The 22,227-nt window shown below is 35.6% G+C and carries 26 protein-coding genes; all 26 read right to left on the bottom strand.

The annotated features are described in order from the left end of the window. On the bottom strand, nt 1–65 hold a 65-nt coding region (locus BMX34_RS09880), incomplete at its 3' end, for a BMC domain-containing protein (RefSeq protein ID WP_412457640.1). Between the two features lie 17 nt (nt 66–82). Next, nucleotides 83–1,540 (bottom strand): acetaldehyde dehydrogenase (acetylating), encoded by a 1,458-nt coding sequence (locus BMX34_RS08725; RefSeq protein WP_092572642.1) that lies wholly within the window; start codon nt 1,538–1,540, stop codon nt 83–85. Nucleotides 1,541–1,542: 2 nt separating this feature from the next. Beyond that, complete coding sequence (locus BMX34_RS09875) at nt 1,543–2,232, bottom strand: BMC domain-containing protein (protein WP_234971713.1); 690 nt, start codon at nt 2,230–2,232, stop codon at nt 1,543–1,545. Nucleotides 2,233–2,245: 13 nt separating this feature from the next. Then, nucleotides 2,246–2,899: an ethanolamine utilization microcompartment protein EutL gene (gene eutL / locus BMX34_RS08715; RefSeq protein ID WP_092572641.1), complete on the bottom strand. Its 654-nt coding sequence runs from the start codon at nt 2,897–2,899 to the stop codon at nt 2,246–2,248. A 12-nt stretch (nt 2,900–2,911) separates the two neighbouring features. Then, nucleotides 2,912–3,793 (bottom strand): ethanolamine ammonia-lyase subunit EutC, encoded by an 882-nt coding sequence (gene eutC / locus BMX34_RS08710; protein WP_092572640.1) that lies wholly within the window; start codon nt 3,791–3,793, stop codon nt 2,912–2,914. Nucleotides 3,794–3,810: 17 nt separating this feature from the next. Further along, nucleotides 3,811–5,178 (bottom strand): ethanolamine ammonia-lyase subunit EutB, encoded by a 1,368-nt coding sequence (locus BMX34_RS08705; RefSeq protein WP_092572639.1) that lies wholly within the window; start codon nt 5,176–5,178, stop codon nt 3,811–3,813. Nucleotides 5,179–5,190: 12 nt separating this feature from the next. After that, on the bottom strand, nt 5,191–6,621 hold the full coding sequence (gene eutA / locus BMX34_RS08700) for an ethanolamine ammonia-lyase reactivating factor EutA (RefSeq protein WP_092572638.1): 1,431 nt from the start codon (nt 6,619–6,621) through the stop codon (nt 5,191–5,193). Between the two features lie 79 nt (nt 6,622–6,700). Beyond that, complete coding sequence (locus tag BMX34_RS10015; protein ID WP_159428909.1) at nt 6,701–6,904, bottom strand: ATP-binding protein; 204 nt, start codon at nt 6,902–6,904, stop codon at nt 6,701–6,703. A 2-nt stretch (nt 6,905–6,906) separates the two neighbouring features. Then, a complete protein-coding gene (locus BMX34_RS08690) occupies nt 6,907–8,145 on the bottom strand; it encodes a sensor histidine kinase (RefSeq protein WP_092572636.1) in 1,239 nt (412 codons plus the stop codon). Next, entirely contained in the window at nt 8,145–8,711 is a 567-nt protein-coding gene (locus tag BMX34_RS08685; RefSeq protein WP_092572635.1) for an ANTAR domain-containing response regulator, read from the bottom strand. The genes BMX34_RS08690 and BMX34_RS08685 overlap by 1 nt, the downstream gene beginning before the upstream one ends. 14 nt (nt 8,712–8,725) lie before the next feature. Further along, nucleotides 8,726–9,052, bottom strand: a complete 327-nt coding sequence (locus BMX34_RS08680; RefSeq protein WP_092572646.1) for a BMC domain-containing protein — start codon at nt 9,050–9,052, stop codon at nt 8,726–8,728. A 32-nt stretch (nt 9,053–9,084) separates the two neighbouring features. Continuing rightward, entirely contained in the window at nt 9,085–10,227 is a 1,143-nt protein-coding gene (locus BMX34_RS08675; protein ID WP_092572634.1) for a 1-propanol dehydrogenase PduQ, read from the bottom strand. A gap of 152 nt (nt 10,228–10,379) precedes the next feature. After that, nucleotides 10,380–10,958 (bottom strand): cob(I)yrinic acid a,c-diamide adenosyltransferase, encoded by a 579-nt coding sequence (locus BMX34_RS08670; RefSeq protein ID WP_092572633.1) that lies wholly within the window; start codon nt 10,956–10,958, stop codon nt 10,380–10,382. A 4-nt stretch (nt 10,959–10,962) separates the two neighbouring features. Then, complete coding sequence (locus tag BMX34_RS08665; protein ID WP_143440757.1) at nt 10,963–11,397, bottom strand: EutP/PduV family microcompartment system protein; 435 nt, start codon at nt 11,395–11,397, stop codon at nt 10,963–10,965. 5 nt (nt 11,398–11,402) lie between these two features. Further along, complete coding sequence (locus BMX34_RS08660) at nt 11,403–11,729, bottom strand: BMC domain-containing protein (protein ID WP_092572644.1); 327 nt, start codon at nt 11,727–11,729, stop codon at nt 11,403–11,405. A 171-nt stretch (nt 11,730–11,900) separates the two neighbouring features. Next, nucleotides 11,901–12,584: a DUF4357 domain-containing protein gene (locus BMX34_RS08655; RefSeq protein WP_092572632.1), complete on the bottom strand. Its 684-nt coding sequence runs from the start codon at nt 12,582–12,584 to the stop codon at nt 11,901–11,903. Nucleotides 12,585–12,748: 164 nt separating this feature from the next. Continuing rightward, entirely contained in the window at nt 12,749–13,213 is a 465-nt protein-coding gene (locus BMX34_RS08650) for a GNAT family N-acetyltransferase (protein ID WP_092572631.1), read from the bottom strand. A gap of 436 nt (nt 13,214–13,649) precedes the next feature. After that, entirely contained in the window at nt 13,650–14,693 is a 1,044-nt protein-coding gene (locus BMX34_RS08645) for an ABC transporter permease (RefSeq protein WP_092572630.1), read from the bottom strand. Further along, nucleotides 14,694–15,833: an ABC transporter permease gene (locus BMX34_RS08640; protein ID WP_092572629.1), complete on the bottom strand. Its 1,140-nt coding sequence runs from the start codon at nt 15,831–15,833 to the stop codon at nt 14,694–14,696. It lies immediately after the preceding gene. 11 nt (nt 15,834–15,844) lie between these two features. After that, on the bottom strand, nt 15,845–16,789 hold the full coding sequence (locus BMX34_RS08635) for an ABC transporter ATP-binding protein (RefSeq protein ID WP_092572628.1): 945 nt from the start codon (nt 16,787–16,789) through the stop codon (nt 15,845–15,847). 191 nt (nt 16,790–16,980) lie between these two features. Then, nucleotides 16,981–17,622 (bottom strand): response regulator transcription factor, encoded by a 642-nt coding sequence (locus BMX34_RS08630; protein ID WP_234971712.1) that lies wholly within the window; start codon nt 17,620–17,622, stop codon nt 16,981–16,983. Then, complete coding sequence (locus tag BMX34_RS08625; protein WP_092572627.1) at nt 17,615–18,757, bottom strand: sensor histidine kinase; 1,143 nt, start codon at nt 18,755–18,757, stop codon at nt 17,615–17,617. Before BMX34_RS08625 ends, BMX34_RS08630 begins: the two co-directional genes overlap by 8 nt. 198 nt (nt 18,758–18,955) lie before the next feature. Beyond that, entirely contained in the window at nt 18,956–19,942 is a 987-nt protein-coding gene (locus BMX34_RS08620; RefSeq protein WP_200793438.1) for an ornithine cyclodeaminase family protein, read from the bottom strand. 115 nt (nt 19,943–20,057) lie between these two features. After that, nucleotides 20,058–20,930, bottom strand: a complete 873-nt coding sequence (locus BMX34_RS08615) for a sulfite exporter TauE/SafE family protein (RefSeq protein WP_092572625.1) — start codon at nt 20,928–20,930, stop codon at nt 20,058–20,060. Nucleotides 20,931–20,945: 15 nt separating this feature from the next. Beyond that, the gene (locus tag BMX34_RS08610) at nt 20,946–21,764 is read right to left on the bottom strand and encodes a TrmB family transcriptional regulator (protein ID WP_092572624.1); all 819 of its coding nucleotides are present in this window, start codon (nt 21,762–21,764) and stop codon (nt 20,946–20,948) included. Between the two features lie 257 nt (nt 21,765–22,021). Next, a partial coding sequence (locus BMX34_RS08605) for an IS3 family transposase (protein ID WP_143440755.1) occupies nt 22,022–22,227 on the bottom strand: 206 nt, incomplete at its 5' end.

The raw sequence follows: 22,227 nt of genomic DNA, 5'->3' as shown, positions 1-22,227 counted from the left end.
GCATCTGCAGCTTCAATTGATGCAACTAAGCCTTTTGTTTCAATCATTCCGAGTGCATTATTCATTTATTGTTCCCCCCCAATTATAGCTTTTCTAATATTTTATTTACTAAAAGGTCAATCAATTGTTCTTGAGATAATTCTTCATTATCCGATAATTTTCTCTCATCTTTAGCTGGTCTAATTTCTTCCATGCTTTTAACACCCCAAGCAATTCGACGAACATTAAATAAATTCATTGGACTGATATTATCAGATGTGGAACTTCCACCGACTGCGCCGCATCCAAGAGTCAAAGCTGGAAATAGATTAGTAGATGCACCAATCCCACCAAGAGTAGCCGGAGTATTTACTAGAAGTCGTGATACTGGTTTTTCTAGGGCAAATTGACGAATGACTTCTTCATCTTGGGAATGAATAGTCATAGTATGGCCTGCGCCTTCGTTTGTCAAAATTTCAAAAGCTAAATGACAAGCTTCTTTCCAGTCATTTACAGAATAAAAAGCTAGAATAGGGCCAAGCTTTTCTCGAGAAAATGGAATTTCTTTACCTACACGATTTTCAGGAGCTACAAGTACTTTAGTTCCTTTCGGTATAGATAGATTTGCTAATTCCGCAATAGTTTCAACACTTTTACCTACAATTTGAGGGTTCATTGTTCCATTCGCGCGCAAAACAAATTTGCTTAATTTCTTTGACTCATCTTCATTTAAGAAATAAGCTCCCTGATGTTTCAATTCCTCAATAATTTCTTCTTTATTGACTGTTTCAGCAATAATGGATTGTTCTGAGGCACACACCGTTCCATTATCAAATGTTTTTGAATCAATAATATCTTTAATAGCCTGTTTGATATCTGCTGTTCTTTCAATATAAGCTGGGCCATTTCCTGGACCTACACCAATAGCAGGTGTTCCTGAAGAATAAGCAGCTTTGACCATTGCAGATCCACCGGTAGCAAGAATTAATTTGGTTAAAGAGTTCTTCATGAGCTCATCAGTTGCTGCCATCGTCGGATTTGTAATAACACCAATAACTTCTTTGGGACAACCTGCCTCTTCAACTGCTTGTTGAAGGAGCTCCACTGTTTTTAAAATAGAGTCCTTCGCCGATGGATGCGGAGAAAAAACAATAGAGTTTCCTGCTTTAATTGAGATTAAGGTTTTATAAATAACCGTTGAAGTAGGGTTAGTTGATGGTATTAATCCTGCCACAACGCCTACTGGTACCGCTACCTCCATATATTTTTTTTCGGTATCTTCCTCAATTATACCTACTGTTCTCATATCTTTAATTGCATCTAAAACATATTTTGAAGCAAACTCATTTTTTATTATTTTATCTTCAACAATTCCAAAACCAGTTTCATCCACTGCCATCCGAGCTAATAATTCTCGATTATCATAACCTGCTTTGGCAATAGCTTTACACAGGCTATCGATTTTTTCTTGACTCATTTTGGCTAAAACTTTTTGAGCCTCTGTTGCTTTTCGAAGCAAATCTCGGACTTCTTGAATTGAACTCAAATCTTTATCTAACAAACCTACTCAACCCCTTCATTCAAGATCGCTTTAATTAATTCATCTTTTTTAGCAAATTTTATGTCTGCTTTGGACATTTTTTTTAATTCCATTTTATAAGCTAATGATCTAAGTTCGGTAACTTTTAATTCAGATAGTTTATTTTTCTCTATTTTTTCCAAATACTGTTCCACAATGATATTATTATTTTCTTTTAAATCTGTGGTATCTTTCTCAAAAGTTTCAATATCTCCCTCATTAGAGGAATCATGATTTGAATAAACAGTTGTTGAAGTAAGTCTAGAATTTTCTATCTTCAACTGGTTTTTAGAATCGGCTTCAATATCAGATTTCTTCTCTTTTTCATTCGCAGAGCTTCCGGTTTGCTTAGATTCATCTTGTAAATTTTTTTGATTATATTTTTTATTCTTTTTTTCGATTGATTTTATTAACATTTCTTCTACTTGAGGATCTAAATTAGCAATTACATTTGAGCTGACATAACAATCCATTTCGCTGACCGCCTTTTTTGCTGATTCAATAGCTTCTCTTATTGCACCTACATCACCAAACAATTCAACACTTGTCAGACCGCCTCTAATGGTTTGATTGTCTATTAAATGGACATTGGCAGATTTTACCGCCGTATCCGCTGCAATAATAGATGCTAATAACCCTCTAACTTCAACCATACCTAGTGCATTCGAAGACAAAAATATCACCTACTTAATATTTGATAGGATTATTAGCTACTGAAATCACTGTTGAGGCAAACGCATCACAAGCCGCTTTACATGCAGATTGTGTACCTGTTAATAAAGCGCCAGCAAAGTTAGTTTCTGAAGGGGGTCCATAAAAAGCTCCCATTGTAACATCAGCTGCCTTTAACGCCGCATCGATGCCGACAATTGCTTCAGATGGTGGAGCAATTAAATAAGCCAAAGCCTCTCCCTCAGCAATGTTTGCTCCTTCTGATAAATATGAACCGGTTCTTGAAATACAATGGGCAAAATAAGGAATAGAATTATCATCATTTGCACTATAGAAGCTTGCTTCATTTTCGATTACACGACAAGCTGCTTCCAAACCGGATTTTACTTCAGAAGGACTTGGACCCGCAAGTATTCCAATTACCTCTCCAGCTAATTTAGTTTGAGCATTTCCAGCTCCAGCATACATACTTCTACCATAAACTACTTGAACTTCGGCTGCTTTGGTAGCTTCATCTAGAGCTACATAGGTTACATCGTCGCAATCCGAGGTAATAATTCCAATACTTCGCTGGTTTTCATTTAAGTTTAATGCTTCAATTAATCCTTGATCAACATTGGGAATCAATTGGACACTTAGAACATTTGCACCTAGTCGTTCACCTAGCATTTACTTTCCTCCTTAATACAAATCTGTACCAGATTTTTTTAGATCTAACATTTTTTTAATTGTATCTGCTATATAGGCACCTGCTTCAACTGCCGGTGTCCCACCATCATGAATATTAGATATGACAGTTCGGCGTGCTTCCGGCATTCCGACCGTTGGTTTATATGCCATATAAGCACTCATAGATTCTGCTGTTACAAGACCTGGGCGTTCTCCAATTAGAAAACATACCACTTCAGCGCCAGTTACTTCAGCAACTTTATCCATAGCTGGGACACGAGCATATTTCACAAACAAAATATCGCCCATTTCTAATCCATGATTTTTTAAACCTTGTTCTAAAGAAGGAAGCACTCTTTCCACATTTGCTTCTATCGCAATCGAACTTAAACCATCGCCAACTAGAACCGCAACCTTTGCGTTTTTCTTAATTGTTTTTTCTATAATATCAATATTTTCTTCATCAAATTTGCGACCATAGTCTGGTCGAGTTAAATATTCATCTTTATCTTGGCAAATAGTTTTAACAGGAACAAATCCCATTTGTTTTACAAACTCTTCAGAAACATCATTGAACACTGCATCTTGTGCTGCTGCATGATCAAATCGAAAACGTAACATAGGTTCTGTCAAATAACGAGTTCCAGCACGCCACAAACCTAAACGAGCAGGGGTCTTAAGTTTTAATTTTTTAAATGCTTCACCATTAACCGGATTCGGAACTAGATATTGTTCACGAATATTTACTTCAGCAATATCGTTTAAGGTAGAATCAGTATCAATCTCTGTTCCATTGGTAGGTGATTTTACTTTAGCATCATTGGATAATTTTGAGTCAGTAACTACCTCTGATAAAATATCTTGAATCATCTTTTTTAAATCTTGTTCATTCACACTAATCTCCCCCTATCTTATTTTTTTAAGAAATATGAACCATCGCCCGCAAGTTCAGTCAGTTTCCCGTCTTTCATAAATCCATTCTTTTCCAACCATTCCTCATATTCTTTAATTGGGCGACGATTCAAGATTTGACGAATGGCAGCCGTTTCATGATAACCTGTAGTTTGATAATTAAGCATGATATCATCTGCATTAGGAATTGCCATGATATAATTAACACCCGCTGCAGCTAATAAAACAGTTAAATTTTCCGCATCATTTTGATCCGCTTTCATGTGATTGGTATAACAAATATCACAACCCATAGATATCCCCGTCAATTTACCCATAAAATGATCTTCTAGACCGGCTCGGATTACTTGTTTTGAGTCATACAAATATTCTGGGCCAATAAAACCGACTACAGTATTGACTAAAAATGGATCATATCTTTTGGCTAATCCATAGCATCGAGCTTCCATCGTTACTTGGTCAGCACCAGAGTTTGCTTCAGAAGAAAGTTCTGATCCTTGTCCAGTTTCAAAATACATTAAGTTTGGTCCTGGTGCAGTACTGTGTTTTTTAGCTAATGCATATGCCTCATCAAGCATCTTGACGGAAATACCAAAGGCTTCATTTCCTTTTTGAGAACCTGCTATAGACTGGAACACTAAACTTAATGGAGTTCCGTCTTCCATAGCTTTCATTTGAGTAGAAACATGAGCCAACACACAGTGTTGAGTTGGAATGTCCCATTCTTCGATGAATTCATTAAAAGTGTTCAAAATTCGTTTAACAGATTCTAAAGAATCATCAACTGGGTTTAATCCAATTAAAGCATCACCGGACCCCATGGAAACTCCTTCCATAACTGATGCCATAATTCCATCAATATCGTCAGTTGTATGGTTTGGTTGTAATCGAGAAGAAAAAGTTCCCGGAATACCAATAGTAGTCTTACAAGTTTTAGTAATGACCATTTTTTTAGCCGCTAAAATTAAGTCAAGGTTACTCATTATTTTACAAACCCCTGCTATCATTTCAGAAGTTAGTCCATTACGAATCATATGAATATCATAATCAGTAGTATCATCTGATAATAACCATTCACGTAATTCTGCTACGGTCCAATGTTTGATTTTTTCATAAATGGTCATATTAACTTGATCTATAATGACCCTTGTAACCTCATCCTCCTCATAGGGAACAACAGGATTATTGTACAAATCTTCAAGAGTTAAATTACTCAATACATATTTGGCAGCTACTCTTTCTTGTGCATTTTCTGCTGCAACCCCAGCTAATTTATCACCAGACTTTTCTTCATTTGCTTTTCCTAGAACTTCTTTTACTGATTTAAATTCAAAGATTTCTCCAGCAAGTTTTGTTTTTAAAATCATTCTATTTCCTCCCTAACTAAATACTAAAGTCTTCACAACTACAGGTAACACTTCTCCTTGTGCTATTGGATTTCCAATATCAACATAATCTCCATCACCAGTGATTACTCGATCGATACAAATCATTTGTTTTGATGACCCAATCTTAGCTTTTATATAATGACCTAAGGATTTAGCCATATCATTCTCAATAATAATGATTAACGGAAAATCCAAATTAAGAATTTTTTCAGCCCCCTTTATTATTGCATCTCCTAAATTAATAATATATTGATAATCTGGACTATGAAGTCCCTTAAAACATAAAGCACAATTATGAATTGCATCATCAGCGTGCCAAAGGATTCTTTCATTGATAATTTCTGGAAGTTGTGGAAAGTTATCAACTTCCTCATTTGAAAATGAAATCGCAGGAATATTTTTTACTGGTAATGCTTTTATATCGAAGCTAACTGTGCTCCCACTAATATCTAATGTATGCGATCCAGCTCCAACAACGGTTGCACGTATAGTTTCTACTGTATCTACAATATTATTATCTTTAATAATTGCAGATTGATTGAGAGAGTTTCCTAAAACATATCCGATATCTCCATATGGGAATTCTTTTAATTCATCATCATTAAAATCGTCGATACAATCAGCCACGCCCCCAGAAAAAGAGATATTTTTAATTTTAGGATATCTTTCCAAATTTAATGGTTTATGAGTTATCAATAGATCAAAATATGGGCTTTTCTCTCCGATACCTATCGAATTACTGATAACATCTACAAAAATATTAGCCAGTTTTTTTACTTCTGATAGTTTAAGAACCTCACCCAATTTTATTTTGATATTCTCATTTTCAATAATTTCTTTAACTTTCGGAGCTATATAGCTCACTTTTGCCATCTGATCAACCTTAATTTGCCGACCACCAATATCAAAACAAGCTGTATCAATAACATCTCCGTCATTAAAAACAACTAAATTTGTTGTCCCACCACCAATATCTAGATTCACAACTAAATCATGCTGATTTTTACTAAAATCAAAAGCCCCACATCCTTTACCCGCTATAATACTTTCCAAATCTGGTCCAGCTGTTGCCACTACGAAATCACCAACAAAACCACTTAATGCATTAGCGACATTTTCTGCATTTACTTTTCTAGCTGATTCTCCGGTAATAATTACTGCGCCAGTTTTAATATCTTGCTTCTGGATTCCTGCTTTTTTATATTCATCAATGATAAACTTTTTGATTTGATCTGCATCAATTAAGTTATCTTCAATTGGAGTAATTATTATATCGCTCTTATATATTATTTTTTTATCAGTGATAACTATCCTAGGAACCGTAAAACTAGATGCCATGTTTTCAAAAGAAATTAAAGAAAGAATCATTTGTGTAGTTGAAGTGCCTATATCAATCCCAACACTTAATAATTTATCGCTCACTTACTCACCTCCAAAAAAAGAGCGCAACGAATAACAGTATTCGTAGCGCCTTTGCTTACATAATTAATTAACCCCATTGTTAATTATCAACTCTATTAAATTTTATTGTGAATTTAGTTCCTTTTCCGGGTTCAGAATTAATAGTTAACTCACCATTCAATTTTTCAATAACGTAAGATTGAACAATTTGTAACCCCAATCTAGAATCACTTATTTCATCAGTTTTAAAGCCTATACCATTATCACATAATTCAACAATTATCCACGTCTCTCTTTGTTGCACATCTACTCTAATTTCAGGATGACAATTTTTTTATCAAAAGCATGTTCAAAACTATTTTGAATTACCTCGTTAATTATCAAAGATAGAGCTACGGCTCTGTTATTGTCTAAAACTATATCTGGATCAACCTTAACTTTAAAATTTATCCTTGAGCCCTCCATATAGACTCGCTTTAAGTTATCTAAAACGCGGTCCAAGACTAAATTAATTTTAACATCAGTGCGTTTTTGTCTTGATAATAACTCGTGAGTAGCAGCTATTGCGAGCACTCTATTGACCGATTCCATGAGAACCTTTCTTGACTCTTCACTTTTTACTCTTCTAGATTGTAATCTAAGAATAGATATGATTGATTGTAAATTATTTTTCACTCTATGATGGATTTCTTGAATTTCTATATTATCTAACAAATGCATAGATTCCTCTGTAAAAGAAATTTTATTTTCCTTTATTATCAATAGAATCATTTTTTTCTCTACTAAATAAATAGTTTTAGAAGTAAAGCTACGATTATTAAATGTAAATTTTTTTTCAATTTTTGTTCGCTTCATTTGCAAGAAATCATACATTACTTGATCAAAAGTAACTTTATCAAGAGTTAAATTATCATAATCTAAATTATCGAGCTTATTTTTATATCCAAAAGTTTGATAACAACTTTTTGCAGCTTTATTATGATACTTAAGCTTGCCATCTAAATCAAACATAAAAATAATATCATCAAGATTGTCAGAAATAGTATCGTCGATGGAATTCAATTCAGAAATTGCCTCTTGAACATCCACAACATTCTTTGTTGAACCAACTAAATCGAATGTATCTTTAATTTGCTCACTCAAATCTTCCTCAACAATGATAACTCCAATTACTTTTCCCTCAGAAATTATTGGTGAAACATTTTGTTTTATAATCAAGCCTTCTTGAGTTTGCGCAAACAATCCCTGAGACTGTTGACCAGTTTCTAATGTTCGCAAAGGCCCTGGCTCATCTTTTCTGAAAGCCACTTTCCCAATAACCATATTTTTATACAAAGATTTACTAGTTAGAGGACATCTATGAAAAACAACTATAGCTTCATTACTCAATTCGTCTTTCACATCAATAAAAATATCTTTCTCCGAATTCATCTCATCTACTAACAACTCTTTTGCAATCATTTCTAGTTGATATATATCGTTATCATTTAAATTAGAGTGTTTTTTACACAAATTTTGGATATCATTATAAGATTTATAATTCATTATTCACCAACTAACATTTCAGCGATGGTAGCCATTGGTAATCTTTTATCCATACTAATTTTCCTAAGTTCTTTATATGCTTGATCTTCTGTTAAATTATCTCTAGTCATCAGATAACCTTTAGCTCGATCTATGATTATTCTATTCTTTAATTTAGTAGAAATGGTATCAATTTCTTCCACAAGTTTCTTTTTATTCTTCCCATTTTCAATTGCCAATTCAATGGTCGGAATTAAAAAACGTTCGTCAATTGGTTTAACCACATAACCTAACGCACCAATTTCTTTAGCAACTTTTATGAATTCCATATCACTATATGCCGTTAACAATACAACTGTCGATGCTGTTCCGTTTTTCAAAATGCGTTGTGAAGCAGTTAAGCCGTCAAGACCTGGCATCTTTATATCCATAATAACAAGATCTGGTTTTAATTTTTTGCTTAAAGTAATAGCCTCAAAACCATCTTTAGCCTCACCCACCACACAATATCCAGAATGATTCAAAATTTCTTTTAAATCCATTCGGGTGATCTTCTCATCATCAACAATTAGAATCCTTGCCTTCATAAAAGCTACCCCCGTTACGTTACACTGACTTCTACCACATCAAAATCCATTTCCTCTTTCAAAGTTTTTATCATTACTTCTAATGCTGATTTAACCGAACTAAAGGTCCCCACAATAATCATGGAGCCTGAGAATCTATCTAAAAAACCAATTTCAACCTCAGCATTTTTTGTAGCAATATCCACGGCAATAATAATTGTCTCACTCGGTGTAATGGTTGCAATTCCAATAGCAGATTTTTCAAACCCTACAATTCCCATCTTCCCAAAAAGTTCATCATCTGGATTGGCAATCAAGTGAGCAATGGTTAATTGTTTCCCTGGCACATACTCTTGTATCATGCGTTGTGTATTCAATTAACTCACTCCCTCATTTATTTTGCTAAATTGATAATATCCATAATATCCTTATCTGTTGGAGTTCTAGGATTCGTAGGTGTACAACGATCATTTAAAGCAACTTGTGCAATATCAAAAGAATCATTAACTAATGTTTCTGAATCCAGTCCCATTGTTTTAAAAGTCGTTGGCATATCCAATTCTTGTAATAACTCTGATATTTTTTTATTCAATTGAAGAACTGCATATTTTGGTTCTTTAATTTTAATACCTATAAAGTGAGCAATATCAGCATATCTATTTAAATTATTTTGGTTAGAAATTAGTTCATCATCGATTAATCCAGAATTGAATTGAATTACTGGATTCAATAGTACCCCATTTATCCTACCATGAACCATGTGGTACTTTCCACCTATAGCATGTGCGATACTATGATTAATACCTAATGAAACCATATTAAATGCCAAACCAGCCATCGTAGAAGCTAGGTGCATTTGTTCCCGGGCTTTAGCGTTATACGGTCCTTCAGCATATGCTTTTGGAAGGAACTCAAACACTATTTTTATTGCTTTTTCTGCAAATGCATCAGAAATCGAATTTGCTTGTTTTGAGACATAAGCTTCAATTGCATGGGTTAAAACATCTATTCCAGTATCCGCTGTTTGCTGTTTAGGTAAATTCATTACAAAACCAGTATATAAGATTGCCACATCTGGCAATATATCTCTTGTCACCAAAGGGTACTTAATACCTTTATCAGAATCTGTGATTACAGAAAAATCTGTCACTTCAGATCCTGTTCCGCTAGTTGTTGGTATCGCAATAAATGTCATCTCTTCACGAGAAACTCCTAAACCAGATTGTGCAGCAAAGTACAATATACCTTTAGCAGCATCTAAAGCAGATCCTCCTCCAATAGCAATTATTGTTTTCGAATTTAATTCTTCTAATACTTTAATTCCTTGAGTAATATTATCTATCGGCGGATCTGGAACAATGTCAGAAAACACAGTAACTTTTTTATTAGATAATTTTTCCTTCACAGCATCAATCATTGAAGATTCTGCAATAAATTTATCCGTCACAATAAAAATCTCATCGCCTTCAATGGTCATAAGATAATCCAAAGCGTTATCTCCAACAACAATTTGAGGGACGAAATTTAAAATCGTCATACTTTCCCTCCTTAAAAACAAAAAAATAGCCGAACTAAAAATAGCTCCGCTTCGTTGCGTATCTCATTTACCATACACCATTGTATGTTTATTAACAATTTAGATTATATATTACAATTATATATTACAATAAAACCGCTGTCAATACCTATCTAACTTAATATATCTTTTTTACTTATTTCATTGTGAAATACTTTTCCTCCACGATCATATAAGTTATCAATTTGATTTTCCCATTTATTCACGGCCCTAGCCAAAGCATAAAAATAATCTGATAAGCGGTTCACAAACTTTAAATTTTGAGGATTCATATCATTTGACCATTGAAAAGAAACCACTGATCGTTCTGCGCGACGGGCAACAGTTCTGCAAATATGTAATACACTTGCTAATTGAGAACCACCAGGTAAAATAAATGATTCTACAGTGTCTGGTATAGTTGAATAAAAATCAATTCTATTTTCTAACCAGATAACTTTTTCTTGGTTAATTCGCTTTGTATTGCCAGAAGGATCTGCTAAATCACTTCCACAATCAAAAATCAATTTTTGTACTTCGTGTAACTCTTCAATAATTTCTGGTTTATCTAAAATAGAAATTGCATACCCTACAAAACTATTTAATTCATCTAATTCACCATAAGAATTAACTCTTGGACTATCTTTAGCTAACTTTTCTCCTCCAATTACATTAGTGAAACCTTTGTCACCTACCCTAGTGTATATCTGCATATAATTACACCTCCGTTAAATATTTTTTTAATTCATCAATTCCATCTCCTGACACAGTAGATATATTAAATATTAAATTTGTTCCTGCTTTCAATAATTCCTTACTTGCATTAATAATTTCTTCATCTGTTGCTACATCGATGTGAGTTACTATACCAATAACAGGTTTATTAAAACTCTGAGCATAATTAGGAGAAAAAATTTGCTCCTTACTTCTGGCATCCAATACAAAGCACAATAAAGAGGCGTCCTGAGAGGTAACTTGTAATGCATTATTGAAATGGCGATGCTGAACAAATTCTCCTGGTGTGTCAATGAATTTACCAGAATATATAATATCTTGTGTTTTATTATATTCTTGTGTTTTTGTCTCTAAGGCTTGTATCAAGCTAGTTTTCCCATGACCTACAGGCCCAATCATCATAATTCGTTGATTCATACTAATCAAGTCCTTGTTATTTTACAAACAGAGAATCCCAACTTACTTTGTAAATCCTTAATTATTCTGTTAATTCCCATTTCAACAGCTGAAACATCACCTAATATACACACAGCCCCACAAAAACGATCAACAAATCCTATTTTGATATCGGTTTCTTTTTTTGCTAAATCCACAGCAATGATAGCTACGTCACTAGGTGTTATAGTTAATATACCAATCGCATTCGAGATAGAATCAGACAAGCCTAATTTATTGAATATTCTAGGATCAGGATTAGATATTAAATGGGCAAGTGTGACTTGTTTACCTGGAACCGATTCAAATATCATTCTGTCCGGAGTATTTTCCATTCGATTTCCCCTTTCGTTAGATATTTAGAGAAAAATTACACCATTTTACTCTATCTTATAAAATCACCGTTGATTTATCCTGATTATATCACTCCTTCTTGTAAATGTTAAGATGTTCACATTGTAATCTTTCCAATTCACATTCACATTTTAACCTTTCCGATTTATTTTTCTGTATACATCTATAGATTGACCATGTTTATTTTTCCACTCAACCCAACCATTATTTGATCTACCTGAAACTATCCAACCAGCACTGGAGGGAGATGTGCAAATAACATCCTCTTTCAAAATATTATCTACGATAACAGCATTTCTTCTTACCTCTGGAACAACCCCTGGCAAAGTAGGCGCACAGACACTACCTGCTAACACTGTGATTATCCCATCTTTAACTAAGGCTTTACCATAAGCTTCTCCAAATCCTTTAATCTTTCTATTATAGTAATATTCACCATCTGGAAGAAATCTCTGATTATTTCGTATCACTCTTTCCCTTGTAGCTTCATCAAAAACTTCTTCTTTAGATTTTTCTTTAGGATAAATCTGCTCTCCTTCTAAAGATGAAAGTAATTGAATTACTAAGTCAATATCCAAAGCATACAATTCTGTATTAAATACTTTGCTTTTACTAAAAATTTCATCAAGCAATGTTTCTTTATCCTCATAATCATCAACGATGATTGCAAATTTTCTTTTTAATGCAGTAACATTCGAATAACCATTCTTTTCAAGAAAATACATTCGCTGCTCAAAATTTTCTACTCTTGTTTTGCCAATTTTTATTAGACCTGATACTGCAGTAGTCATAGCATATATAATCCCTTTTGACATAATTCACCTCAATGATTTTGATTTAAAACTTTTAGCAAATTTAATAACTCTTCTCATTTGTACAGATTTTGATTTGTATCATACTCTACTTGATTTACAAAGTCTTCAAGGCTTTGTTCATTAAAGCTAACTTGTTTAACATATGTTTTCATTTCATCACCGTATTATATTTTTAATCCCTTCACCCACACCAAGCATGGGTTATGTTCGTCCCAGAGGTCGGGGAAGACTTCGAGCTTTTTGAACCCGCAATGTTGATAAAATAAATTAGTTGCATCGTACTCTTTATAATATCCTTGATCGACGGTCTTAACTTGGAGCAGAGAATAATCTTTGGCAGACCATTCTTCAGCTTTCTCAAATAGCTGGCTGCCGATACCTTGATGGTGATAAGCTCTCCTGACGCCCATGCAGACAATTTCGGCACAATCCGGGCTAGTTGGCGTCAATGTGATGAAGCCAACCGGCAGATGATCATCATAAGCGACAAAACAGGTACTAATCTTAGCATTGTCTATATACCACTGTGTCGCTTCTTCGATTCCGAACCATTCTGGCAAATCTCTCAAAATATCAGCCACGATTTCGGCTTTCTTTTCTCTCTGAATTTCTTCCTCAATCGTATACATAATATGCTCCTTTATTGCAACCACACCATCATAAATCTCTCTTGATTATAGCATAATTTAATATATTTAAACCGTTGACTCTGTTTTACAAACAGAAATGATGCTACCTTCTACTCGTTGACTATAACTTTCCGGTCAGACCAGACGTTCACTTTCATCAACATCACTGCTAATATTTCCTCAGTAATCTATTTTTTATAAAAGAAATGGCCCCTTCAGCGATTGCCGAGGAGCCTTCATCAATTACTTCAGTTTGTTAATCATTTATTTTAAATTCTATTCTATGCTTTGATCCATCAAGTTGGTCAATACAAGCAGTGTTAAACATTAGATAACACTTAATTTCATGAATCATTCTTTTCTTTCTCGGATCATACTCTCTATTTGTTTATCTAAGCATTGAACACTTATTATTCTCTGGATTTTTGCAATCCTGTTAATCACGAGCTACGAGTTGTTCTAATTTAATGGATCCCGCTGTAAAAAGAACCAGACCCATCAAGATGATAATCCAACCATAAGGCCAGAATGTTGAGTATTCCAATCCTTTAAGTACCCAATAGAAAGGTGAGATGACCCCTAAATATTCCATGCCAAATTGATCGGCAAACATGGGTAAGAAGACAAAAGCGATACCTATGACAACACAAATACTTTGTAAGACTTCAACCGATTTAAAGACTCTAAAGAGGGCCATGATATAACCTAAGACAAAGATAATATTAGCAGCCAGTAAAGCAATCATCAGTCCCAAATTATTCATCTCTACTTGGAAAATTTGAGTCAATGCGAAAATTGAAACGAGATTTGCCACTAATAATAGAAAACCATACGTTAGGAGCAGACTAGCCATAATCATCCAATTTGAGGCTTCTGAAACAATTGACCGTTTCAGAACTTGACTTAATTTCATCTTCAATAAATCACCTGATAGGATCGAAGCATTCAGATACATGAAGTAAAAGATCATGAATAAAATCATCAACATCATGACTGAAAAAGCAGCCCGTTCTTCTTGGTCTTTAATTTGGGGAGCTTGTTGCCGATTCTGACTCAAGCCAAAGGTCTGGTATAGATCATCTTGGCGTTGCTGATACCATTGCTTGTGAACATCTTCTTGAAAATACTGGTCTTCAACGTCTCCTTCTAATGACTGAGCAATAATTCGTCCCGTCGATTCAAAGTCTTGTGGAATCTGATAGATAATAGAAATTTCTTTTTGTTCTAAGGCGGCTAGTTGATTTTCACTATTGACCAAGGCTTGTTGATGTTCTTTCAATAACTTTGGATAAACCTTCTGATTGAAATATTCCGACTGACTGTCAATGACGAAGTCGCCCGTACTCTGATTACTCCGACTGGCCATCAAAAAGGCCATAAAGGATACCGTCACTACTGGAAAAATGATTAATAATAGCAGTTTCGGATTCTTTAGAATGCGTTTGAGATGAAAAATACATAATTGCCGAAAAATTCGCATCTACGCCACCGCCTTTCGTCGAGAAATTAGGTAATTCAGTAATACTAAAATGAACACAAGCCCAAGTAATATAAGGTAAATTGAACCATGTTCGAAGACATGATGCCCTAAGAGAATATCCTGCATGGGTTGGAAGAATAATTTCTGACCCCAATTTTGTTTGAATATTTGGCCGAATTCCCCGCCAATTATATCGCCCATGGGCACAATGCCAACGAAAGCAAATAGCAGAGAAATCACTTGAACACTGACCATCACCGCCATCTTCGAACCGATTTGACTTAATACTTGGCCCAATCCAATAAAAAGTCCGGCATAGACTAACATCCAAGGAATTAATTTCCACAACGTATTAATAGTAAAAGCAGGATAAAAGCTGACCAGGATCATCAGTAATATGGAAAAGAAGGTTATCTGCAAAGTATTGGACGACCAATTAAAGAACGTTTTCTGCCATTGATTAAGAGGCACAATCGCCAATCGTTTATTTAATCCTTTGAAGTCATCTTTAATGACAAAGGTCGTGGAGGCATTCATACCAATCATACAAATATAGAGAATCGCTACCACAAAGTAATATTCAACCGCCTTCAGTGATGGAGTCGTTTGCATTGCTTGAAAACTTACGAAATCTTGTTGGTAACTCTGATTCAATGCTGCTAATTTCTTGTTAAAGGCTTCAGCCTGCTGACCTTCTAACTGCTGAGTTTCTTTGGCTAGGTTTTGCTGGTCAATGATGGTCTGGTGCCAAGATTGCATGAAATTCTTGACCAGGCTTAAATCGATTTGTGAGTACTTGCCTGAAGTGATGATTTCAATGTTTTCTTGAGCTGGATTGGCCGAGAAATTCTTAGGAATCACGATTTTAATGGCTGCATCTTCCTCAAGTTGAAAGTATTCTTTCAACGGCTCTTGGGCTAAATAACTTTGTAATGACTTGCCTAAGTGCCCCTGATCAAGATTTTCAATAGCCAGAGGCAGCTCAATGTCTGTAGATTCCGCTTGAAATACTGAAGACATCGAAAGCGTCATTATGGCCATCAAACAGATGGGTAAGAATAAGTATAAAATTATGACTTTCTGCCAACTCTTAAATGCTAGGACAAAATCATTCTTCAGATAGGCAAAATATTTTTGCATCTTGCTCCCTCCTATTTATCTCGAAGACGCTTGCCAGTTAACTGCAAGAAGGCTTCTTCTAAACTTAATTCTACTTTAGCTAGCGCGATTAATTCCAAGTGACGATCGTGAATAAAATCAATTAATGCACTCACTTTAAACTGACTGGGATCGACCACTAAATCAAAGCGATTGAATTCTGCCTGCAATTGTTCAATGCCGGCAATCTTTGCTTGCAAGTTTTCTGCTAAGTCACTGGGTGCTTTTGCCAATTCTAATCGCCATTTTACGGTGTCTTGAACCATGGCTTTAATCTCGTCCTGTGTTCCATAAGCCACTTGTTTACCTTGGTCGAGAATAAATAGCCGCTCAGTGAGTGCTTCAATCTCTTCCATGTAGTGTGAAGTATACAGGACGGTTGTTTGATAATTCTCATTCATAAATTTAACAAATTCAAAGATTTTATTACGTGATTGTGGATCAACACCTACGGTCGGCTCATCTAATATTAGCAGTTTAGGATGATGTAAGATGGCTGCGGCAATATTTAGGCGCCGTTTCATCCCGCCGGAGAAAGTTTTGGTGGCTTTTTTAAGGTGGTCTGTTAAACCGGTAACCTCTAGTGCTTCATCAATTCGTGTTCTGAGTACTTTGCCCGATAGGCCATACAATACACCAAAATATTCTAAATTCGATCGGGCATCTACGTCTTCTAAGAGTGCAATCTCTTGCGGCACTAAACCAATATTCTGGCGAATTTGAACCAAGTTCTTCTTTAATTCTAGACCATCTACATAAATATCTCCTGAATCAGCAGCGACTAAGCCGGTTAGAATATCAATTAAGGTTGATTTACCAGCCCCATTCGGCCCGATTAAACCGAAACGTTCGCCAGATTCAATCATTAGCGACACATTTGAAAGGACTTCCTGTTTACCATACCGTTTAAAGATATTATTAATCTGTACTTGACTCATCGAGAACCCCTCCTCTTATTTACAACTCCATTATAGAAAAAACGACTAGGCGAACCTAGTCGTAAAAGTCACGATATGGCATGACTAAAGTCACGATTATTTAAATCCTACTTTATGTAAAAAGTCATTCATTCGATTTCAAAGCTATAAACTCCTGGAATAGCCGTATTTTTTGTCTAGATTTAACTGATTCAGTCTTGGGCCAGACCGTGTTTAAAGGCAAAGATGGCTAATTGGGTACGATCTCGTAAATTCAGCTTAGTCAGAAGATACGAGACATTATTTTTAATGGTCCCTTCAGAAAGAAACATCGCCTCGGCAATTTCTTTATTATTTAAGCCCTGGGCCAAATACTCCAATATTTGAATTTCTTTGGGGGTCAACTGATATTGGTCAAGCCGTTCTGATCGAGGTTGTACTGGGTCTAGCTTGATAATTTTATCGCTAACACCCTGATCCAATACTAATTTATTTGACAATGATAATTTAATGCCATCATAGATATCCTGATGACTTGAATCCTTTAACAAGTAGCCAGAAGCTCCTAACTGCATAGCTTGGGAGATATATTCCATATCTTGAAAAGTTGTTAAAATAATAATTTTAATCTCAGGATACAAGTTTTTTATTTGTCGGGTAGCTTCAATGCCATCCATCACTGGCATCTGGACATCCATGAGGATCACATCTACTGCTTGTTTCTGCAAACAGTCGAGTGCTTCTTGACCGTTCGCGGCCTCTGCCGCCACTTCAATATCTGAAAAACCAGATAATAAAATCGCTAAACCGGAACGAATCAACATCTCATCATCAACGATCATTAATTTAATCAAGTGTATCCCCTCGTTTCAATACAATGCGTGTCTGAAAACCACGACCTGGACTGGTGGTAAAGCTTACTTTCCCGCCTAAGGCATGAATTCGTTCTTCCAAGCCCATTAATCCCATATGGGGCACAATTTCTTGGGCACCCTGGCCATTATCCTTCAGGGTCAGAATATATTCTAAATCTGTATAATGTTCGTTAATCCGAATTTGATCCGCTTGAGCATGCTTGTTGCTATTGGCTAAAAACTCCTGAACAGCACGGATAACTACCTCTTCCATTGCTGTAGTTAGTTGCCAACGACTTGGATTACGATTAATTAATACTGCAATCTTGGTTAATTCTTGAAATTCCTTGGTCAGTCCTTCGATGCGCGCAGTAAAAGCATAGTCCTGATAATCGTCGGGTTTCATTTGATGAACAATCTGTCTGACTTCTTGCATTCCTGATTGGGCAAAAGCTCGCAGATGTTCAGCCATCGCAGAAGCCTGTGGAGAACTGTCTTCGCTAAGCTTGGCGATAGCTCCTAATTGCACAATAATCGTGGTTAAGACATGACCGACCGAATCATGGATATCGCGCGAAATTCGATTGCGTTCTTTGCTGACATAAAGTTCACGCATTAAGTTGATATGATTCTGCATGGTTTGGGAATCCGCTTGCCATTGGTCAGCTTGCTTGATGTTCTCAAAATGTTCTTCTTTCAATTCGCGATATTGTCGCAGATAAGGCCGGAAAAATAACAAAGCTAAAACCAGTGCCATTAAAAAAAGAAATGAAGGTAAAACCTGTCCCAACGGAAAATAAAAAGCAATGATGGCTAAGGCCAGTATATTCAACAAACTGTAAGATAGAAAATAAGGTTGGCTCAACGCTAGGAAAGCTTCAAAGAGACTCAATCCAATCAATATCTGGGGGAAAGCCTTGAATTGAAGGAAGATCGCATATATCAAAGCTTGAATAATAAAGAGCATTCCGACTTTTAATCGATTTGAGTGAATTAAATACCAATGTAATTGGAAGGCTAAAAGCAAGAACAAGATAAGAATCGTGGTCTGCCAGTTGAGTTTGACTGAACTGGACACAATTATTTGAACTAAACCCAACAATAAAATGATATAGCGAAACACACTCGTCTTCATTTCCCACCTCCTATCCTCCCTATTGTAGCAAATTCAATCTATAAAACGTAATTTAAATTTATTGAATGATATGCTGAGAAATAATCTTCGATACTCGACGATGTGTTTCAAAAATATTCCTCTTAAGCAAATAAAAAGCAACCCCGCAGGATTGCTTTGCTCTATTCAAATAAAGAATTGAGATTCAGATGATTGAGCCTACATCTCAATATCTTGACCAATATTTTTGACGAGGGCTTGTTCATAAATCGCCTTGGCGACTACGATATCTAAAACTGCAGAACCAGTCGTTTTAAAAATGGTTATCTCGTCGCCTGTTTGTCTACCCACAGTCTTATCAGCTACCAATTCACCCAATTCACCGGTAATATCACTTTCTTGGATAATTCCAGCTTTTAAAGGATTTATCAAATCACCTGATTCATTTAATACGCCATCACGAGTATCAAGATATATCTTGCCCGCCTGACCAAATATTTCTTCTGGAAGTTCTTGCATTTCAGGGGTATATGATCCAACCCCATTAATATGGACCCCAGCTTTAATATCGGCCAGATCAAAGACCGGCGTCTTAGTGGTGGTAACTGTGGTAATAATATCTGCATCTTGGACGGCTTCAGTTGGTGAGCTAGCCGCCTCAATGCTTACCTCAAAAAGCTCGCCAAAGAGTTCATTCATTCTATGCGCAAAATCTTTAGCTCGATCCAAATCAATATCGTAGACCCAGACTTTCTCAATCTTTCTAACGGTCAATATAGCTTCAAGTTGATATTGCGCTTGACCCCCAGTACCGAATAAGGCGAATACCTTAGCATCTTGACGGGCCAATAGGTCCGTTGCCGCTCCTGAAATAGCGCCCGTCCGTAGACGTGTTAAGTATGTTCCGTCCATTAGGGCGGAGACTTCTCCGGTCTTTTCATTTAACATAATCATGGTTGCCGGTACAGAATTGATTCCTTGTTTAATATTATTAGGGTAGACGGAAACAATCTTAATACCGGCCGCATCTCCAGCTAAGCCAGGCATGTATAAATTTTGCCCTTGATAAGCAGTGACGTCAATATTGGTGCGCAATGGGATATTAGACTTGCCTTCTGAATATAAGCGAAGTGCTTCTTTATCTGCCTCAATGGCTTCCCCCATAGTCATGACTTGCTTCATATCACTTTCATTAAGTACACGAATTTTCATTAATTATCCTCCTTGAATAAATCTGAATATCATTCATCTGTTCCAAGCTGGCTATCTTCATCATAAGCCTTTAGATTATAAACTTAAAGTAAAGTCCTTGGATTATTAATTATTCTTCTTCACTCTGACGCAAACTTGACAAAAGGCTCAAAGCTGAATACAAAATCACTGCAACCACTACCCATTGTAAAATGGATACATCAAGACTCTTTACAATAAATACGGCTATCAAGACCCCAATCACTCCAGCCGTTGCAGAGAAGAGGGTAATCTTCCGTGAATAAGCATCTAATTTAATAAATTGCATGGAGCCAACAGGGACCGAGAAAGTACAAGCACCCATCATGATTGGGAAAGCAATTCTAGGATCAAGTCCCAAAGCAAAGACAGTAGCCATGGTCAATGCATAAGAACCGATACCCATATTATTAAAGGCACCGAAAATAAAACTACCGATTCCTAGCACCACTAACTTCCAACCAGTCAATCCTGTCGCTGTTCCTCCTGCGGGCATCCAACCAAATTTCCCAGCCAAAATTACAGCAGCAGCGACAAATAAACCGATCGATACGAGATATTTAATCGTTCTTGCGGGTAATTTAACAACAAACTTCGGACTGATATAAGCCCCTATGACTTGAGCTACAATAGCCACGATCAAAGTTGGCAATGCAACTTCAATCGAGGTAATATAAGCCAGCGCCATAGTAGCTACTGGAATAACACAGGCCGTGTTTAAAGTTCCGGGAAGCCGCTTAGCATTGACCCATTTCATTTTTGGATATAAGGCTGCACCAATAGCAAAGTCTGAAATACCAAAGGTGGACAAGAAATAAATAATAAATTGACTAATGAACATCGTGATCGGATTTCCTGGTTCATCCTTCAATTCTGACCAATGTAACTTAAGATCTTTGATAAAACTATAAACAAATAAGCCATTCACAATCACAATTAAAGTTAAAATGATGTTTACAAGCACGTTAATGCTCCTTTCTTATTCAAAACTTTTAAAAATATCCCGAATGCCAATTAAATTCTCACCAAAAATAGCTTTTAACTCAGGCATGGCCTTCTCTTCAATACGCAAGCAATACGCATCATGTTGTACATACTCTCTCGAGAAAAAAACAAAGCTTTTATTAGACGTATAAGTCGCCTCAGCAGTCAAACAATCTTTGATACTGGCGTAAATCATTTCTTGATTATCGACGGCTAAGTTAATCCATCGTGTTTGATGGCGTTCTTCAAGTTTTTCTTCTTCAAAACCATGGATATAACAATTTTTCATTTTCTTGGAGAAGGTATATTTTTTGTCCAGATCAAACAGAATAATGACAATTTTTAACCCTGATTTTTCTTTTCTTAATAGAATTTCTTGGATTTGGTCGGTTAAATCTTCTACCCAGATATGTAGTAATATCTCTTCTTCAGCCTGTTCAATCATTTGCTGAGTTTTTAATAGAATAGCTTGATAATCTGACATATGCCACAATTGATCATTAAATTCATTCGGTTGGAAAAAATTGGTAGCCAAGGATAAATCATGTAATGCTTTTTCCGTGTTTAATCTTAATTTCTCAATTAAGAATTCACTGGATTCCGCCTGATAATAAGATACTTTATCCTGATTATTGACTCTGACGACCCCTTTACTGACTAAGTTAGCCAAGACTTCATACACTTTCGAGCGAGCGACACCCGATAGTCTTGCTGTTTCATAGCCTGATAAAATGCCATTCTGAAGTAAGGTTAAATAAACTTTCGTCTCACTCTCTGAAAAATCGAACTGCTTCATCAAGTTGATAATGTCCAAAAAATTCCCCCTTTTATATTAGCTACCTTCAGTAACTATTATAATTTCTTGTGAAATTTTTATCAATATATTTTTTGTTTCTTTGCCTTTTCCAAGTCATATTTATTGTTATTAAAGTTCTATTGTGATATTTGTAACTAACAAGAAGAGTTTTAAACAAATAAAAAAGACCAGCCACTAGAGTGACCCCAAATAGTTGGACCAGAGAGATGAACACTATTTTGTGTTTGTCTCTCTTTTGGTTTAATGATAAATTGTTAAGCCGCTTGCGCTTTTCTATATGCCACAGGACTTAGCCAATTCAATTTTTCTTTAATTCGTTCTTCGTTATAATACTGAATGTAATCTGTGATTGCAGTTTCTAATTCCTTGTAACTTCGATATATTTTCCCATAATACATCTCCTGTTTCATCACACTAAAGAAATTTTCGATCGGGGCATTATCATAACAATTCCCTTTAC

It is taken from the genome of Ignavigranum ruoffiae (genome assembly GCF_900110675.1).
In the GTDB taxonomy this organism is placed as follows: Bacteria; Bacillota; Bacilli; order Lactobacillales; family Aerococcaceae; genus Ignavigranum; species Ignavigranum ruoffiae.
The sequence above is the reverse complement of the archived record's forward strand: the minus strand, read 5'-3'. Positions and strand labels throughout refer to the sequence as shown.